Below are 17,155 nucleotides of genomic sequence, written 5' to 3'. Positions count from 1 at the left end.
TGCGATCTTTTGATCTGTTTTTTCAGATCAAGATCAACAGATCGCAGCCTGCGGCAGCTCCTACAGGATGTTCGGGCTTAGATCTGCTCAGCCCACAGGTCGTATTCGTCAGCGTCGGTCACCTTGCACCAGACCTTGTCGCCCGGCTTCAGGTTGCTGCCGTTGTCGATAAACACGTTGCCATCGATCTCCGGGGCGTCGAAGAAGCAGCGGCCGACCGCGCCTTGCTCGTCGACTTCGTCCACCAGCACTTCGATTTCACGGCCGATGCGCATTTGCAGGCGCGCCGAGCTGATTGCTTGCTGGTGCGCCATGAAGCGCTCCCAACGGTCCTGCTTGATGTCGTCCGGCACGACTTCCAGATCCAGATCATTGGCTGGAGCGCCGTCTACCGGCGAGTACTGGAAGCAGCCGACGCGGTCGAGTTGGGCTTCGGTCAGCCAGTTCAGCAGGTACTGGAAGTCTTCTTCGGTTTCGCCCGGGAAGCCGACGATAAAGGTCGAACGGATGATCAGGTCCGGGCAGATTTCGCGCCAGTTCTTGATGCGTGCCAGGGTCTTGTCTTCGAACGCCGGGCGTTTCATCGACTTCAGCACTTTCGGGCTGGCGTGCTGGAACGGGATGTCCAGGTACGGCAGGATCTTGCCGGCGGCCATCAGCGGGATCAGCTCGTCAACGTGCGGGTACGGGTAAACGTAGTGCAAGCGGACCCAGACGCCGAGGGTGCTGAGCGCTTCACACAGCTCGGTCATGCGGGTTTTCACCGGCGCGCCGTTCCAGAAACCGGTGCGGTATTTCACGTCAACGCCGTAGGCGCTGGTGTCTTGCGAGATCACCAGCAGCTCTTTAACGCCGGATTTGACCAGACGCTGCGCTTCGTCGAGCACGTCGCCAACCGGACGGCTGACCAGTTTGCCGCGCATCGACGGAATGATGCAGAAGGAGCAGCTGTGGTTGCAGCCTTCGGAAATCTTCAGGTAGGCGTAGTGGCGCGGAGTCAGCTTGATGCCTTGCGGCGGCACCAGGTCGATCAGCGGGTTGTGATCCTGACGCGGCGGCACGACTTCGTGCACGGCGTTGACCACTTGCTCGTACTGCTGCGGACCGGTCACGGCCAGCACGCTCGGGTGCACGTCGCGGATATTGCCTTCTTCCACGCCCATGCAACCGGTGACGATCACCTTGCCGTTTTCCTTGATCGCTTCGCCGATCACTTCCAGCGACTCAGCCTTGGCCGAATCGATGAAACCGCAGGTGTTGACCACAACCACGTCGGCGTCCTGATAGGTGGACACCACGTCATAGCCTTCCATGCGCAGCTGGGTCAGGATGCGCTCGGAGTCGACCAGTGCTTTCGGGCAACCCAGAGATACAAAGCCAACCTTTGGATTGGCCGGCGCAGGAGTGGTGGACATGTCTAACCTCGGTATTTTGTGACATCGCTTTCTTGATGAGAAAGCCGACGGATGGGCGCTTAGGGCGCGCCTCTGATCAAAAAGTGCGCAATTCTAGCGGCGAGGAGCGCACTTGACCAGCTTTATGCCGGGAAATACGACGAGTGCTGCGCTATGCTTCGCGCCGTTGAGCTTTACCAATTTTTTACAGTCAACAAAACGTCTGTAACAACAGGTAAAACAGCGCATGCTGCACCACAAAGCATAGTGCTTCATTCAAAGAAGCCGGTTCTGAGAAGTAGGAGTGTTGGATGGGTCAGGCAAGTAGTCATGCGGCAGGCGCCGAGGGTTCGGCCACCAAGCCGCTGAGCATGCTGGTCGCGGCGGTCGGGGTAGTTTACGGCGACATCGGCACAAGCCCGTTGTACACCCTCAAAGAAGTGTTTTCCGGCGGTTACGGCGTACCGGTCAACCACGACGGCGTGCTAGGCATTCTGTCGCTGATCTTCTGGTCGCTGATCTGGGTCGTGTCGATCAAATACATGATGTTCGTGCTGCGCGCCGACAACCAGGGCGAGGGTGGGATCATGGCGCTCACCGCGCTGGCGCGCCGGGCGGCGGGGCATCGCAAGAAGTTGCGTTCGTTACTGGTGGTTTGCGGACTGATCGGTGCGGCGCTGTTTTATGGCGACAGCATGATCACCCCGGCGATTTCCGTGTTGTCGGCGATTGAAGGTCTGGGTCTGGCGTTTGATGGTATCGACCACTGGGTCGTGCCGTTGTCGCTGGTGGTGCTGGTCGGGTTGTTTCTGATCCAGAGCCATGGCACAGCGCGGATCGGCATTCTGTTCGGGCCGATCATGGTCACCTGGTTCCTCGTCCTCGGCGCACTCGGTGTGTATGGCATCAGCCACACGCCAGAAGTGCTGCATGCGATGAACCCGCTGTGGGCGGTGCGTTTCTTCACTGTTCACCCTGGCATGGGCGTGGCGATCCTCGGCGCCGTGGTGCTTGCGCTGACCGGCGCCGAAGCGCTGTACGCCGACATGGGCCACTTCGGTCGCAAGCCGATTGCCCGCGCGTGGTTCATTCTGGTGCTGCCGGCGCTGGTGCTGAATTACTTCGGTCAAGGCGCTTTGCTGCTGGACAACCCTGAAGCGGCGCGTAACCCGTTCTATTTACTGGCACCGAGCTGGGCGCTGATTCCGCTGGTCGGTCTGTCGACCCTGGCGACGGTGATTGCCTCGCAAGCAGTAATTTCCGGTGCGTTCTCCCTGACCCGTCAGGCGATTCAGCTGGGTTATATTCCGCGCATGTACATCCAGCACACCTCCAGCGACGAGCAGGGCCAGATTTATATTGGCGCTGTGAACTGGGCGCTGATGGTTGGCGTGGTCCTGCTGGTGCTCGGTTTCGAATCCTCCGGCGCACTGGCCTCGGCCTACGGCGTGGCGGTGACCGGCACCATGCTGATGACCACGATTCTGGTGTCGGCGGTGATGCTGCTGCTGTGGAAATGGCCGCCGATCCTCGCGGTGCCGGTGTTGATCGGCTTCTTGCTGGTGGACGGTCTGTACTTCGCCGCCAACGTGCCGAAGATCGTCCAGGGCGGTGCCTTCCCGGTAATCGCCGGTATTGCGCTGTTTGTGTTGATGACTACGTGGAAGCGCGGCAAGCAACTGCTGGTCGAACGCCTCGACGAAGGCGCGTTGCCGCTGCCGATCTTCATCAGCAGTATCCGCGTGCAACCGCCGCACCGCGTGCAGGGCACTGCCGTGTTTCTCACCGCGCGCTCCGACGCCGTCCCGCATGCGCTGTTGCACAACCTGCTGCATAACCAGGTGCTGCATGAGCAAGTCGTATTGCTGACCGTGGTCTACGAAGACATCCCGCGTGTGCCGCCATCACGACGTTTCGAAGTCGAAGCGCACGGGGAAGGGTTCTTCCGGGTGATCCTGCACTTCGGCTTCACCGACGAGCCGGACGTGCCGCAGGCGCTGAAGCTGTGTCACCTGGATGACCTGGACTTCAGTCCGATGCGCACGACTTACTTCCTCAGCCGGGAAACGGTGATTGCTTCGAAGCTTGAAGGCATGGCGCGTTGGCGTGAAGCGTTGTTTGCGTTCATGTTGAAGAATGCCAATGGCAATTTGCGCTTCTTCAATCTGCCGCTGAACCGGGTGATTGAGTTGGGGACGCAGGTGGAGATGTAAGCCTGGCCTGAACTGAAAAGCCTCCGTCAGCCTTGTGGCTGGCGGGGGCTTTTTTGTGCCAGCAGATAAACCTCAAATCCACCACAAATCCCCTGTGGGAGCTGGCTTGCCAGCGATGAGGCTGGCACATTCAGAATCAGTGTCGACTGAATCACCGCCATCGCTGGCAAGCCAGCTCCCACAAGGTTATGGGGTGGATTCAGCCAGTTCGGCTTCAGATTCGGTCTTCGTACGCACAGGTCGTGGCGTCAACGCCTGAATCACATCGTCAATCAACGCCTTGCCCATGACAGTCAGATAATGCGCGGCCCAGGCATGGCGATCGGTGTCTTTGGTGTACGCGGCGTCTTCTGCGAAGGATTTGGCGAGGTACAGCAGGTCGGAAGATTGGGACAACGCATCGATGATGGGGATGCCGGAGCGAACGCTGAAAAACGCTTCATTCGCGTTATAGAGGAATGGGGTGAAGCCGATGGTTGTAAGGTCTGAAGGCGTTGACGGATTTTCTTTGCTCATTGTTTTGCTCCTTAAAACGAGGAGCTGCCTCATTCGTTACCACACGAATGGGTGGCAGCTGTACGCAGGGTGGTAAACCGGGAGAGCAAAGAAACCGGCAGACCCGAAGGTCTCCCACGTACAGCTGCCATGACAGTGAATTACAGGCGTAAAGAACGCCTGATGTCGTGATGGAGGCACTGTTGCACTTTGCCTAGCCGGGTTACCACACCCGATCGCTGAATGGGTCAGCGACGTCCGGAGAGTATCCCGTCGAAAAACAGCGCAACAGGGCAGTAGGCCGCCCTAATGTGAGTTTCGGAGTTTGCCTACAAGGTCTGTGGGCGTCATCTGATATTGCGAGACTGGAAGTAAACGATACTAAACGCCTGACACGAACTGGCGTTTGCAAATGAGGAGGCATGTATGGCGGCATCATCGGAACAAGAAAAGCATGATGATCTCGAGAACCTTCGAATTGAAGCCGAAGCGATGGAACGATTGATCAACCTCGATCCGGCTCAAGCGATCAGTCATGACGATATGCGGGCAAGATACGCTTGCCGGGACTAACGATTATTTGAGTCCAGCGCAATTCCCTTGTAGGAGTGAGCCTGCTTGCGATAGCGGTGTGTCAGTTGGCAAATAGGTGGTTGACACTCCGTTATCGCGAGCAGGCTCACTCCTACAGGGGAATGGGTTCATCGTCCGAGATGTAAAAAAGCCCCCGCAACTGTGAAGTGGCGGGGGCTTTTTGTGGTGCGCTTCAGATCACTCTTCGGCGACCTGACTCGCGGCTTGACGCTTCTCGATCAAGTCCACCAAACGCTTGGCCAGCGCCGGGTAGTTCTCGTCGAAGTGGTGGCCGCCGGGCAGCTTCACCGCTTCACCGACTGCAGTTTTGTCAGTGCAGCCGCTTTCATCGGTCTCTTCTTCACCGTAGATGCACACGACCTTGGCCGGTGGCAGCTTGGCCATTTCCGGGCCGGTGGCGGCTTCTTTGCCGGCGTTACCCAGCCAGCCTTCGACTTCGATTTCGAAGCTGCCGGTGCGGGCGAAGGCCAGCAGGATGATTGCGTCTACACGTTGCTGCTCGGTGTCCGGCAGGCGGTTGTAGATTGCCGGCAGAACGTCGGCACCGAACGAGTAACCGGTGAGGATGAAGCGCTTGGTGCCCCATTTCTGCCGGTAGTGCTGCATCAGTTCGGTCAGGTCCAGTGCGCTTTGTTCCGGGCTCTTGTGCTGCCAGTAGTAGCGCAGGGTGTCGATGCCGACGACCGGATAACCAATCTTGGCCATTTCGCCCGCTACGTCGCGGTCGAGGTCGCGCCAGCCGCCGTCACCGGAGAGGAACAAGGTCACGGTATCTTTGGCTTGGCCCGCTGGCACTTCAACCACCGGGATCGCCAGACCGCCGTTGGCCTTGTCGCCGCCGACGAGGATCTTGCGCAGTTCGTTGTTCAGCACTTGCGGCAAGTTGATGTCGTAATCGCTGATGCTGGTTTCGGCGTTCGGTTGATCGCGCACGAAACCTGCGCTGGCGTCGTCCGGGTTGTCGTTCCACGCCACCAGCCAATGGCCGTGGGCGGCGGACTTTGGCAGCAGGTGGGTGCAGCCACCCTTTTCCAGAGCCAGGTCAACGGAGACGGCCTGGGCCTTGTCGTCCTTCTGCTCCGACAACCAGCGCCAGGCCAGCACAGCGCCCGGGCCGATGCCGCTGACCAATGTGGCCGGGCCATTCAGTTCACGCAGACCTGATTGCAGGGCGCGGCTTTGCAGCAAGCAGTCCTTGGGCAGAATCACCTGAACGAGTTGCGCCGAAGCGCTACGGCTCAGGGTGGTCAGTTGTTTTTCACTGAGTTTCTGGTCGTCATTAACCGCGATCAGCACTTGGGCCTTGGCCTTGGTGCCGGGAATGACGCGGGTCATGGCGGCGCCGTCAGCGGGGTTGAGCTGTTCGACGGTCGGTTCCGGTGCCGGGCGTTTGAGGTACCAGTAACCGCCGCCGGCAATCACGGCCAGCACGATCAGTGCGGCCAGGATGTACTTCAGGGAGCGTTGAATCATCAGCGTTTCACCAATCCAGTCAAGCCGCCCGCGATCAGGGCAGCAGTGTCGGCCAGCGCCACCAGCGGATCGAGTCCGGCGGGCACAGCCATATAACGAGGTTCCCAGTCAGGCTGGAACTTGTCTTTGAAGCGGCGCAAGCCTTGGAAGTTGTACAGCTGCTCACCACGGCGGAAAACCATCGAACCCAAGCGCTGGGTCAACGGTGCACCACGCCGGGGTTGCAACCCCGACAACGGCACCATGCCCAGGCTGAAGCGCGCGTATCCGTGACTCTTATAGTATTGAATCAGGCCGACCATCATGAATTCCATGGTCAGCTTGGGGGCGTCCGGGTGCGCACGCATCAGGTCGAGACTGGCCAGGTCATGGCTATAAGTCTCGAGCAGGTTGGCGAACGCCACCGGGCGACCTTCGAAGCGAATCACCGCAATGCGAAAATGCTTCAGGTAATCGTCGCTGAAACGGCCGAGGGAGAAGCCTTTCTCGCGCACGTTTTTGCCGGTCAGCCACGCATCGGAAATCACTTTCAGCTCATCCATCGGCGCCTGGCCCGGCTCATGGATCTCCAGCGACAGGCCGTCGCGGGTGCCACGGTTCCAGGTGTAACGCAGATCCTTCATCTCTTTGCCCTTGGCTTCCAGGTCAAAGCGATGCAGATCGACCCGGGCTTCTTCGCCGAGTTTGATCGCGGTCAGGCCGATGTCCATGTAGTACGGCAGGTTCTCTGCGCGCACTTGATAGAACACGGGGCGGGCGTGATGGATGTCGCACAGGTCGCGGAACTGCCAGATCATCTCGGCGCGTTGCTGGCCGGGGCCGATCGGGTCGTACAGCGCCACCAGACTGCGGCCGCGGCGGGCGTACATCAGGAAGGCTTCGTCGTTCTGGTGAAACAGCAACGCCTTGTCACCGGTAAGCGCGAGGCCACCGTCGGGTTGCGAGGAGGCCATCAGGATCTTCGCCGCACGATCGAGTTCGTCAGGCGTCGGCAGATGAATGACCGGACGGGCGGTACGCAGCAGCCAGGTCAGGGCAATCACCAGCAACAGTACCGCGGCACCAAGCAGCGAACGCAGGCCACGTGGAGCGTCAGCATCAAGGGTGAACTGCCACCACAGTTGATGGCTGTAAGGCACGTCTTGATAGGCAAACAGCAGCAGCCAGGTCGAGGCACCGAGCACGCACAGGCTGGCCACCAGATACAGCGGCGAGAACGGCAACTCAGTCAGGCGACTCGGGCGATAGAACGAGCGACGGAATACACCGAGCAATGCAGCGGTGAGTGTCATCAGCGTCGCTTCTTCCCAGTCGAAGCCTTTAAGCAAAGAGAGCAGGGCACCTACCAGCAACAGAATGGTGGTCAGCATCCACGCGGCCGACAGGCGTCGACGCAGGCCCTGAGCCAGCATCAGACACAACACGCCAATCAGGCTGGCGCCGAAGTGCGAAGCATCGACCAGACGATGCGGGATCAGGAAACCGATGTGCTCCAGACGTGTGTCGATTTCAGGGGTGGCACCGGAAAACAGCAGCACCACGCCGGACAGGAACACCAGCACCGCCAGAATCGGCGCGGCCAGACCGGACGCCGCGCGCATGGTCTGGGTCTGGAACAGGCGTTGACCTTCGTTGATCAGCAGGAATACGCAGGCCACCAGCAACGGCAGCACCACGTAGATCAGGCGATACAGCAGCAGCGCAGCGGCGAGAGGCGCGGCACCGAGCTTGTCGGCGAAAGCGGCCAGCAGAATCGCTTCGAACACGCCAACGCCACCCGGGACATGGCTGAGTACACCGGCGGCCAGCGCCAGCAGGTACACCAGCAGGAACGCGCCAAACGGCGGCGCTTCGGGCAGCAACAGATAAAGCACGGTAGCGGCAGCGGCAACGTCGAGCGCGGTGATGACCAGTTGCAGAAAGGTCAGACGGCGACCCGGCAGGCGCAAGGTGCGACGGCCGGCCCTGACCAGCAGGTTGTCACGATACGGTTGTTCCGGCAGGCGACGGCGATAGATGCCGATCATCAGAATCGCGCCCAGCACCAGCACGGCCGCAGCAACGGCGCCGAGCAAGCCTTCAGACAAGCCCAGCGCCTGAGAGGCGGCGGGCAGGTCGCTGAGGGTAGCGAGTGCGGCCAGCGGCGGCAGGGCGCAGCCCAGCGACAGGCTGGCGAACAAGGTCATGTGCGCGACTTCCGAAGCACCCACGCCCAAGCGTGCATATAAACGGTAGCGCACCGAACCGCCGGACAGCAGCGACAGGCCGATCGCGTTGCCGATGGCAAACGCAGTGAAGCCGCCGAGGGCCAGCGTGCGCGGTGGCAATGTCACGCCAGCATAGCGGCTGGCCGACCATTCATAGCCGAGCAGAATAATGAAGCCGACCACGGTTGCACCGAACGCACCGAGCAGGGCGGGTTTCGGCACGTCGAGAATCGAGTCATGCAAGGCATCGAGATCGAGTTCGGCGAGCAAGTGGCGACAGGCAATCAGCGCAATGGCGAACAACAGCAACGTGACCCCCAGCCCGATGGGCTGACGGTATTTGCTCAATCGATCCAACAAGCGCAAGCGCTCGGGTTTGATCGGATGTTCCGCTGTGACGGTGTCTTGTGGATCAGACGAGTTGGCGCGCATCAATCACCTCTTGGATTGTGCGCGACAGGATGGAGGTATCCAGCCAAGTTACCAATCCCTGTAGAAAAAAATAATCACAAAATACTACGCCTCTCACCGGGTCTCGGCGAGGGCAGTCATGGATTGCAGACACCTTGTCCGCGACTCAAGCATAGTCGCAACTCGGCGGGTCTGATGATCCTGGACGATTCACTGCACAGTGACAGATCATTGTTGCGAAAGGACTTTTTCCACAGATACAAAAAAGGCCACTCTTTCGAGTAGCCTTTTTTGATGTTTGGTTGCGGGAGCCGGATTTGAACCGACGACCTTCGGGTTATGAGCCCGACGAGCTACCAGACTGCTCCATCCCGCGTCTGTGTGGCGGCATTCTACAGGCGAACGACGAGGTGTCAACTGCTAATCCCATAAAGGGTCAAATAAGTGTGAAATCGCGTCAAACGGTCGCAAGTGACACGTTAAGTTTCGGAAATGCAAAGAATTCCTGTTTGACGACTGCACCCTATAAAGAAGCTGTCGACAAAACTGACACGCACAAAAAAGGCCACTCTTTCGAGTAGCCTTTTTTGATATTTGGTTGCGGGAGCCGGATTTGAACCGACGACCTTCGGGTTATGAGCCCGACGAGCTACCAGACTGCTCCATCCCGCGTCTGTGTGTCGGCATTCTACAGAGGATCGCCGGGGTGTCAACCTTCAATCTGGATAAAATCTGTTGAGGTTCAATCGGTTAGCGGTTTTTTAGAGTGCTCGAAAGGAGCGCAGGGCAGGTGGGGCAAGGCTTTCAGCTCTATTGGTTATGCATTTTCGATTGAGAAAATAAATTCATCGGCCTTTTCCTACACATGGAAAAGAACATTCGGTACTACTGGTGCTATATACAGTTGTCAGTGAGATACTGCCGATCCGGCTCGCCACGTTTCCTTTTCTGACATGACTCAGCGAAAAATCATCCACGTCGACTGTGACTGTTTCTACGCCGCCATCGAGATGCGTGATGACCCGCGCCTGGCTGGCAAGCCATTGGCAGTCGGCGGTTCGGCGGATCGGCGCGGGGTGATCGCCACCTGCAACTATGAGGCGCGAGCCTATGGCGTGCGTTCGGCAATGTCGTCGGGGCATGCCCTCAAGCTGTGTCCGGATCTGACCATCGTCAAACCGCGCATGGACGCTTATCGCGAGGCCTCAAAGGAAATCCACACGATCTTCGCCGACTACACCGACTTGATTGAGCCGCTATCGCTGGACGAGGCTTACCTCGACGTGTCGGACAGTGCGCATTTCGGCGGCAGTGCCACGCGCATCGCCCAGGACATTCGTCGCCGGGTCTCCAATCAACTGCACATCACTGTTTCTGCTGGTGTGGCGCCGAACAAGTTTCTGGCAAAGATCGCCAGCGACTGGAAGAAGCCCAATGGTTTGTTCGTGATCACCCCGGATCAGGTCGAGGATTTTGTCAGCGGCCTGCCGGTGAGCAAGTTGCACGGCGTCGGCAAGGTCACTGCCGACAAGCTGAGTAGACTGGGCATCGTTGACTGCATGCAGTTGCGCGAGTGGGACAAGCTGGCACTGGTGCGCGAATTTGGCAGTTTTGGCGAGAGGCTCTGGAGTCTGGCCCGTGGGATTGATGACCGGTTGGTGCATAACGACAGTCGCCGTCAGTCGATCAGTGTGGAAAATACCTACGATGTCGACCTGCCGGATTTGCGCACTTGCCTGGACAAGTTACCGGAGCTTCTGGAAACCCTGAAAACCCGCATGGCCCGAATCGACAGCAGTTATCGGCCGGGCAAGCCATTCGTCAAAGTGAAATTCCACGACTTTACCCAGACCACTCTGGAGCAGGCCGGGGCAGGGCGGGATCTGGGCAGTTATCAGTTGATGCTGACGCAGGCGTTCAATCGGGGCGGCAAACCGGTGCGGTTGCTGGGGGTTGGGGTGCGGCTGGAGGATTTGCGCGGCGGGTTTGAGCAGATGGAGTTGTTTGAGCGGTAGATTTGCGGTGAGTGTCGGTCAGCCTTCGCGAGCAGGCTCGCTCCCACATGGTTTTTGTATACGACACAAATCCAATGTGGGAGCGAGCCTGCTCGCGAAGCTTTTAGCTGTTGCTGTTAATTCGGTCCCGGATCCGCCACCAGACGCCCGGCATCCTTGGTCAGCGACTTGAGAAACTCAGTCTGCAACTCAGGATCGTTACGCGTCAGTTCGATCAGGCTTTGTTCCAGTTCGCTGGCTTCTTCTTCCAGACCCAGCTCGGACAGGCGTTTGACCCGGTGAACCCACTGGCTCACTTCGTCATCTTCCAGATCGTCGTAAATCAGCCCGTGCGCTTCCAGCAACTTGCCGCGCAGGTGGCTGCTGATCAGCAGGGATGAGTCGGAATGCACGTCATCCTTGGCGTCTTCGACGCTGATCTGCAGTTTGCCGACATGATTGAGGTCATTTTCGGCAAACGGGCTGTCCAGCAGGTTCAGGCGCAGCACACCGTTACGATCGGTGGTCATGTCGAAGGTCTGCTTGCCGGCCTTGACCTGCACCGGCCGCTCGCTCCACGGCAGGCTCGAATACTCCGTGCGCTTGTCGCGCTGGACTTCATCGATCCCGGCCAGGTTTTGTTGCGCACGACCGTTGGACTGCACGTTCATGAACGGGTTGAGCCCGGCGAAGCCGTAACTCAGCCAGTCCTTGGTCACGCTGTCCGGCAGATTGCCGAGGGCGAAGACGTTGACCACATTCGCGCCGACGCCACCGACCACCGCCACCGCGCCCAGCGGAATCTCATAGATTTCGCGCCAGGGTTGGTAAGGCGTATAGCGATCGTAACGACGAGTGACTTCGAACTCAGTGACTTCGAAGGTCTTTTGCTCGTTGATCTTCACGCGTCGCTGCGGCAGCTCAAGCTCCTTAGGCTCACCGACATCGATCTGCAGGCTGTGATCGAGCAACTTTCGCTCGACCCGCTCTTCGTGCTCGCTGCGTTGTGACATGTGATTGGCACAGCCGCTGACCAGCAGGGCGCCACACAGGGTGGCGCCTCCGAGGCCTAAGGTGTTTCGCTTGAACATGACGTCTCTATCTGGTTTCAGCGGCGGATACGGGCCTGAAGGAAGGACAATACGTCAGCCACCGGCAGCGCTTGCGCCTCGCCTTCGGTACGGCTCTTGTATTCCAGGTTGCCTTCGGCGAGGCCGCGGTCGCTGACCACGATCCGGTGTGGAATGCCGATCAGCTCCATGTCCGCGAACTTGATGCCCGGGCTGGTTTTCTTGTCACGGTCGTCCAGCAGCACTTCGAAGCCGGCGGCCGTCAGTTCGGCGTACAGCTTGTCGGTGGCTTCGCGAACCAGCTCGGTTTCATAACGCAGCGGTACCAGGGCGATCTGGAATGGCGCCAGGGTGTCGCTCCAGATGATGCCGTTTTCGTCGTTGTTCTGTTCGATGGCAGCCGCCACCACGCGGGAAACGCCGATGCCGTAGCAACCCATTTCGAGGGTTACCGGCTTGCCGTTCTCGCCCAGGACTTCGCACTTCATCGCCTTGCTGTACTTGTTGCCCAGCTGGAAGATGTGCCCGACTTCGATGCCGCGTTTGATTTCCAGGGTGCCTTTGCCGTCCGGGCTTGGGTCACCGGCCACGACGTTACGCAGGTCAGCCACGGTCGGAACCGGCAGATCACGCTCCCAGTTCACGCCGAAGTAATGCTTGTCGTCGATGTTCGCGCCGATACCGAAGTCGCTCATCAGCTCGACCGAGCGGTCGATGATGATTGGCAGTGGCAGGTTCAGCGGGCCGAGGGAGCCCGCGCCAGCGCCGATGGCGTCGCGCAGTTCGGCATCGGAAGCCATGACCAGCGGATTGGCCACGCCTGGCTGCTGGGCAGCCTTGATTTCATTGAGTTCGTGGTCGCCACGGATGATCAGGGCAATCAGCTTGCCTGCTTCTTCCGCGTGCACGATCAGGGTCTTGATGGTCTTTTCAATCGGCAGATTGAATTTTTCCACCAGCGCCGCGATGGTCTTGGTGTCTGGCGTATCGACCAGGCGCAACTCTTCGGCTGGCGCTGGGCGCGAGGTTTCGCGCGGCACAGCTTCGGCTTTCTCGATGTTCGCCGCGTAGTCGGAGCCGTTGCTGAAGACGATATCGTCTTCGCCGGACTCGGCCAGCACGTGGAATTCGTGGGAGCCTGCACCGCCGATCGAGCCGTTGTCCGCTTCAACCGGGCGGAACTTCAGGCCCAGACGCGTGAACACGTTGCAGTACGCTTCGTGCATGCGGTCATAGGTGACCTGCAGCGACGCCTGATCAGCGTGGAACGAGTACGCATCCTTCATGATGAATTCGCGGCCGCGCATCAAGCCGAAGCGTGGACGGATTTCGTCACGGAATTTGGTCTGGATCTGGTACAGGTTGATCGGCAGCTGCTTGTAGCTGCTCAACTCGTTGCGCATCAGATCGGTGATCACTTCTTCGTGGGTCGGGCCCGCGCAGAAGTCGCGACCGTGGCGGTCTTTGATGCGCAGCAGCTCAGGGCCGTATTCTTCCCAGCGCCCCGATTCCTGCCACAGCTCGGCAGGCTGGGTGCTCGGCATCAACACTTCCAGAGAGCCGGCGGCGTTCATCTCTTCGCGAACGATGGCTTCAACCTTGCGCATGACTCGCAGGCCCATGGGCAGCCAGGTGTACAGGCCCGAGGCAAGTTTGCGGATCATGCCGGCGCGCAGCATCAGCTGGTGGCTGATCACGACCGCGTCGGAAGGCGTTTCTTTCTGTGTGGCGAGCAAAAATTGACTGGTGCGCATGGTTGGCCGTTGTCGGTTGCTATGACTGGAAATGACGGAGCAGTGTACCGGCGAGTTTTGCTGACGTACAGAAGTGTGGCCAGCGGTGGGGTCCAATGGCGGGATTCCTCCCGCCATTGGCGATTTGTCTTACGACTCTTCCGCGACCGGCGTCGGCACCGGTTCGGGCGTGGGTGTCGGGCCTTCGCGGCGGCTTTCCTGGAACCAGTGCAAAGCAATCAGCACCAGCGTCGGCACGCCGAGCAGGGCAGTGATCAGGAAGAAGCTGTGATAGCCGAACTTCTCGACCATGACCCCGGAATAACCGCCCATCAGGCGCGGCAGCAGGAGCATGATCGAGCTGAGCAGGGCGTATTGCGTGGCGGAGAACTTCAGGTTGGTCAGGCTCGACAGATAGGCAACGAATGCCGACGTCGCCAGGCCCGAGCTGAAGTTGTCGAGGGAAATGGTCACCACCAGCATCTGCAGATTCGGGCCCATGTCGGCGAGCATCACGAACAGCAGGTTGGTGGCTGCCGAGGCCGCGCCGCCGATGAACAGGATCGGCAAAATGCCAAAGCGTACGATCAGCAGACCACCCATGCCCGCGCCGACCAGCGTCATGATCAGGCCGAAGATCTTGCTGACGCTGGCAATCTGATCCTTGGTGAAACCCTGGTCGATGTAGAACACGTTGGCCATGACGCCCATCACCGTATCCGACATTCGATAGGTGGCGATCAGGCCGAGCAGCAGCAGTGCCTGCCAGCGATAGCGCAGAATGAAGTCGTTGACCGGCGTCAGCACTGGTGCGAGGCCGCGACGGCCCATGGTCGACAGGCACAGGCCAGTGAGCAGTGTATAGAGAATGGCGCGCAGGAAGGCGCGGTCTTCGAGCAGCAGATCCAGTGGGCTCATTCCGCCGAACAACACACTGGCAAAGTCGGTGTTGTAGAGCTGGGTGAACATCGCCGGTACGGAGACCAACAAGACGATCAGTACAAACACCGACATCAGTTGATGCATGAAGGTGTAGCGCCCGGCCTGCAGTTGTGTGCGCAGCGGTACTGGCGGTTCGCGCATCAGCAGCGAGGTCAGCAGCGCGGGAATCATCAGTGCGCCGAACAGCGCGTAAGTGCCGGCCCAGGCCGAATGCTGATAGTTGAAGCCGGTAGAGCCGAAGCCTTCGGCAAAGAACAAGGCACCGGCAGTCGCCAGCAGTGCCGCCACGCGATACCCGGACATGTAACTGGCGGCGAGGGCAGCCTGGCGGTTGTCTTCGGCGATTTCCAGGCGATAGGCATCCACCGCGATGTCTTGAGTGGCGGAGGCGAATGCGACGACAACGGCAATGGCGATCAGCCACGACAGATGTTTCTGCGGATCACAGAAACCCATGCCGATCAGCCCGAGAATCACCAGAGCCTGCGAGAGCACCAGCCACGAGCGGCGACGGCCAAGTTTGCCCAGCAATGGCAGGCGCCATTGGTCGAGCAGCGGTGACCAGACCCATTTGAACGCGTAGGCGAGGCCGATCAGGCTGGCGTAGCCGATGGTTTCACGGGCCACACCGGCTTCACGCAGCCAGACTGAAAGCGTTGAAAACACCAGCATGTACGGCAGGCCGGCGGCGAAACCCAGCAACAACAGCACGAGCGTCGAAGGACTGGCATAGGCGGCGAGCGCGGCGCGCCAGGTTTTACGGGGCATGGTCTGAAGTCTGCCTCAAGATTGCGAAAACAAAGCGCGCACTCTAACCGCTGTGCTCTACCGGACGCCAGCCATGGCGCTGAATATCCACACGATTGTTCAGGACGGTGATGCCTTCCATGCGCAATCGCGCCCTTTGTTCATCCCCGGATGGACTGCCCACCGGCAGGCTGATGCGTCCGCCGGCGCCCAGTACGCGGTGCCAGGGCAGCTTGGTGTCGCCGGGCAATTGGCTCAATGTGCGCCCGACCCAGCGGGCGGCGCGCCCCAACCCGGCAAGATCAGCCAGTTGACCATAGCTGACGACTTTACCTTCGGGCACTTGGGCGAGGGTCGAGTAGAGCGCCGTGCGTCGGATTTGCGCTTCGCTGTCGCCTTCGTGGATCGGGTCTGTCACGTGCACGGTTCCTGAACTTGATCGTCTGATTGGCTTAAGCGTAATCCCTCATCGGGCAGATGAGAAATGAACTCAATAGAAATAGTCCGGTCAGTCCTTGTCAGGGAACTTTTCCTACAGATAATGCCGACCCCTTTTTCGCAAACTTGAGCCTTCGATTCGCTTATGTTGTCCAGATCCTTGCTGTGCCTTGCTGTTTTCAGTGCATCCACGCCCCTGCTTGCCGACACCGTCTGGTTGAAGAACGGTGACAAGTTGAGCGGCACCATCACCGTGTTCGATGGCGGCAAGCTGTTGATCCAGACCAAATATGCCGGTGCGGTCACAATCGACTGGAAGGAGGTCAAGACGCTGGACAGTGATCAGCACTTGCTGGTCAAGCAGGATGCCTACACCGGTGAGGTTTCCAAGTCGCTGACGGCCGCCGAAGATGGCAAGGTCACCCTGGCCAACGGTGAAGCGCCGAAAACTGTCGAGCTGGCGAGCATTCAGCAGATTCTCAAGCCGAAACCGGTAGTCGAGGATCTGGTGTGGAAGGGCAATGTCGATTTGGCGCTGGACTATCAGCGCGCCGAGAAGGACACCGATGACTACGATGTCGGCTTCAAGACCTCGGCGCGTCACGGTCGCTGGCGTCATACCGCCGAAGGCGAGTACAACCGCGAAGTGCAGGACGACGAAACCACTACCGACAACTGGCGCGCTGAATACGCACTCGACCGCTTCCTTACCGATCAATGGTTCTGGCAGGGCCGTCTGAACTATAAGCGCGACCACATTGAAGAGCTGTCGCGTCAGCGCGTGGTCGGTACCGGTCCCGGCTACCAGTTCTGGGATGATGAACTGGGTGCATTCTCGCTGGGCTCGTTGTTCAACCGCACCGATTACGAGTATCGCGATGGCAGCAAGGATAACTTCTATTCCGTGGCCATGAAGTGGGATTACAACCGCTACCTGATTGGCAAGAAAGTCGAGTTCTTCACCAACGGTGAAATCGGCAAGCCGCTGTCCGATGTGGCCAACTACGCGCTGGATGCCGAGATGGGCCTGCGCTACAAGGTCACCGATTGGGCCTCGCTCAATCTCAAGGCCGAGCGCGACATCATCAGTGGCACCAATGACGCGGACTTGAACAAGACCCGTTACACCGCAGGGTTTGGCGTGGCCTGGTAAGGCACAAGCAAAAAGATCGCAGCCTGTGGCAACTCCTACTGAAGGAGTTGTCGCAGGCTGCGATCTTTTTTTGCGCCTGAAAAACCAGCGCCCACAAAAAAGCCCCGCTTTTAAGGGCGGGGCTCTTTTCTAAAGAAGCTACAAGTTAGATAACTTGTACTTCTTCAGCTTGCATGCCTTTCTGACCGCGGGTAGCGATGAAAGAAACCTGTTGGCCTTCTTTCAGGCTTTTGAAGCCGTCGGATTGGATATCTTTTAAGTGAAGGAAATGTTGTTTTCCGTATTGTGGTT

13 protein-coding genes and 2 tRNA genes are annotated in these 17,155 nt (G+C 59.1%); 4 read left to right on the top strand and 11 right to left on the bottom strand.

Annotated features, from left to right (window positions below):
- Window positions 1-77 precede the first annotated feature (77 nt).
- Window positions 78-1,415: a 30S ribosomal protein S12 methylthiotransferase RimO gene (rimO, locus tag ACIOWE_RS09385; protein WP_401390187.1), complete on the bottom strand. Its 1,338-nt coding sequence runs from the start codon at window positions 1,413-1,415 to the stop codon at window positions 78-80.
- A gap of 350 nt (window positions 1,416-1,765) precedes the next feature.
- Between rimO and ACIOWE_RS09380 the strand changes: the two genes are divergently transcribed.
- Window positions 1,766-3,607: a potassium transporter Kup gene (locus ACIOWE_RS09380; protein WP_401390333.1), complete on the top strand. Its 1,842-nt coding sequence runs from the start codon at window positions 1,766-1,768 to the stop codon at window positions 3,605-3,607.
- 186 nt (window positions 3,608-3,793) lie between these two features.
- On the opposite strand, the gene ACIOWE_RS09375 is transcribed toward ACIOWE_RS09380, so the two are convergent.
- On the bottom strand, window positions 3,794-4,123 hold the full coding sequence (locus tag ACIOWE_RS09375) for a DUF3077 domain-containing protein (protein WP_401390184.1): 330 nt from the start codon (window positions 4,121-4,123) through the stop codon (window positions 3,794-3,796).
- A 405-nt stretch (window positions 4,124-4,528) separates the two neighbouring features.
- Here ACIOWE_RS09375 and ACIOWE_RS09370 point away from each other — a divergent pair, with 405 nt between their 5' ends.
- The gene (locus ACIOWE_RS09370) at window positions 4,529-4,675 is read left to right on the top strand and encodes a hypothetical protein (protein ID WP_401390181.1); all 147 of its coding nucleotides are present in this window, start codon (window positions 4,529-4,531) and stop codon (window positions 4,673-4,675) included.
- 198 nt (window positions 4,676-4,873) lie between these two features.
- On the opposite strand, the gene ACIOWE_RS09365 is transcribed toward ACIOWE_RS09370, so the two are convergent.
- The 4 genes from ACIOWE_RS09365 to ACIOWE_RS09350 form a co-directional block, all read right to left on the bottom strand.
- On the bottom strand, window positions 4,874-6,169 hold the full coding sequence (locus ACIOWE_RS09365) for an AcvB/VirJ family lysyl-phosphatidylglycerol hydrolase (RefSeq protein ID WP_401390178.1): 1,296 nt from the start codon (window positions 6,167-6,169) through the stop codon (window positions 4,874-4,876).
- On the bottom strand, window positions 6,169-8,808 hold the full coding sequence (gene mprF / locus ACIOWE_RS09360) for a bifunctional lysylphosphatidylglycerol flippase/synthetase MprF (RefSeq protein ID WP_401390175.1): 2,640 nt from the start codon (window positions 8,806-8,808) through the stop codon (window positions 6,169-6,171). The genes ACIOWE_RS09365 and mprF overlap by 1 nt, the downstream gene beginning before the upstream one ends.
- 278 nt (window positions 8,809-9,086) lie before the next feature.
- A tRNA-Met gene (locus ACIOWE_RS09355) sits at window positions 9,087-9,163 on the bottom strand.
- A 219-nt stretch (window positions 9,164-9,382) separates the two neighbouring features.
- Window positions 9,383-9,459 (bottom strand) — tRNA-Met (locus ACIOWE_RS09350).
- A 281-nt stretch (window positions 9,460-9,740) separates the two neighbouring features.
- On the opposite strand from ACIOWE_RS09350, the gene dinB reads away from it, so the two are divergent.
- Complete coding sequence (gene dinB, locus ACIOWE_RS09345) at window positions 9,741-10,802, top strand: DNA polymerase IV (protein WP_401390172.1); 1,062 nt, start codon at window positions 9,741-9,743, stop codon at window positions 10,800-10,802.
- A 116-nt stretch (window positions 10,803-10,918) separates the two neighbouring features.
- On the opposite strand, the gene ACIOWE_RS09340 is transcribed toward dinB, so the two are convergent.
- The 4 genes from ACIOWE_RS09340 to ACIOWE_RS09325 all read right to left on the bottom strand — a co-directional run bounded on the left by ACIOWE_RS09340 (window position 10,919) and on the right by ACIOWE_RS09325 (window position 15,691).
- A complete protein-coding gene (locus tag ACIOWE_RS09340) occupies window positions 10,919-11,872 on the bottom strand; it encodes a hypothetical protein (RefSeq protein ID WP_103306572.1) in 954 nt (317 codons plus the stop codon).
- Window positions 11,873-11,889: 17 nt separating this feature from the next.
- Entirely contained in the window at window positions 11,890-13,605 is a 1,716-nt protein-coding gene (locus ACIOWE_RS09335; RefSeq protein WP_401390169.1) for a proline--tRNA ligase, read from the bottom strand.
- 129 nt (window positions 13,606-13,734) lie between these two features.
- Window positions 13,735-15,294, bottom strand: coding sequence for an AmpG family muropeptide MFS transporter (locus ACIOWE_RS09330; RefSeq protein ID WP_401390166.1), 1,560 nt, complete (start codon window positions 15,292-15,294; stop codon window positions 13,735-13,737).
- A 43-nt stretch (window positions 15,295-15,337) separates the two neighbouring features.
- Window positions 15,338-15,691, bottom strand: coding sequence for an MGMT family protein (locus ACIOWE_RS09325; protein ID WP_201238836.1), 354 nt, complete (start codon window positions 15,689-15,691; stop codon window positions 15,338-15,340).
- Window positions 15,692-15,856: 165 nt separating this feature from the next.
- Here ACIOWE_RS09325 and ACIOWE_RS09320 point away from each other — a divergent pair, with 165 nt between their 5' ends.
- Window positions 15,857-16,864, top strand: a complete 1,008-nt coding sequence (locus ACIOWE_RS09320) for a DUF481 domain-containing protein (protein ID WP_401390162.1) — start codon at window positions 15,857-15,859, stop codon at window positions 16,862-16,864.
- 145 nt (window positions 16,865-17,009) lie between these two features.
- Here the strand turns inward: ACIOWE_RS09320 and ACIOWE_RS09315 are convergent.
- A partial coding sequence (locus tag ACIOWE_RS09315) for a cold-shock protein (protein ID WP_401390330.1) occupies window positions 17,010-17,155 on the bottom strand: 146 nt, incomplete at its 5' end.

Origin of the sequence: Pseudomonas sp. NPDC087598 (assembly GCF_044743525.1) — a bacterium.
Taxonomy (GTDB): domain Bacteria; phylum Pseudomonadota; class Gammaproteobacteria; order Pseudomonadales; family Pseudomonadaceae; genus Aquipseudomonas.
Note: the sequence above shows the minus strand (reverse complement) of the source record. Positions and strands in the feature narration are given on the sequence as shown.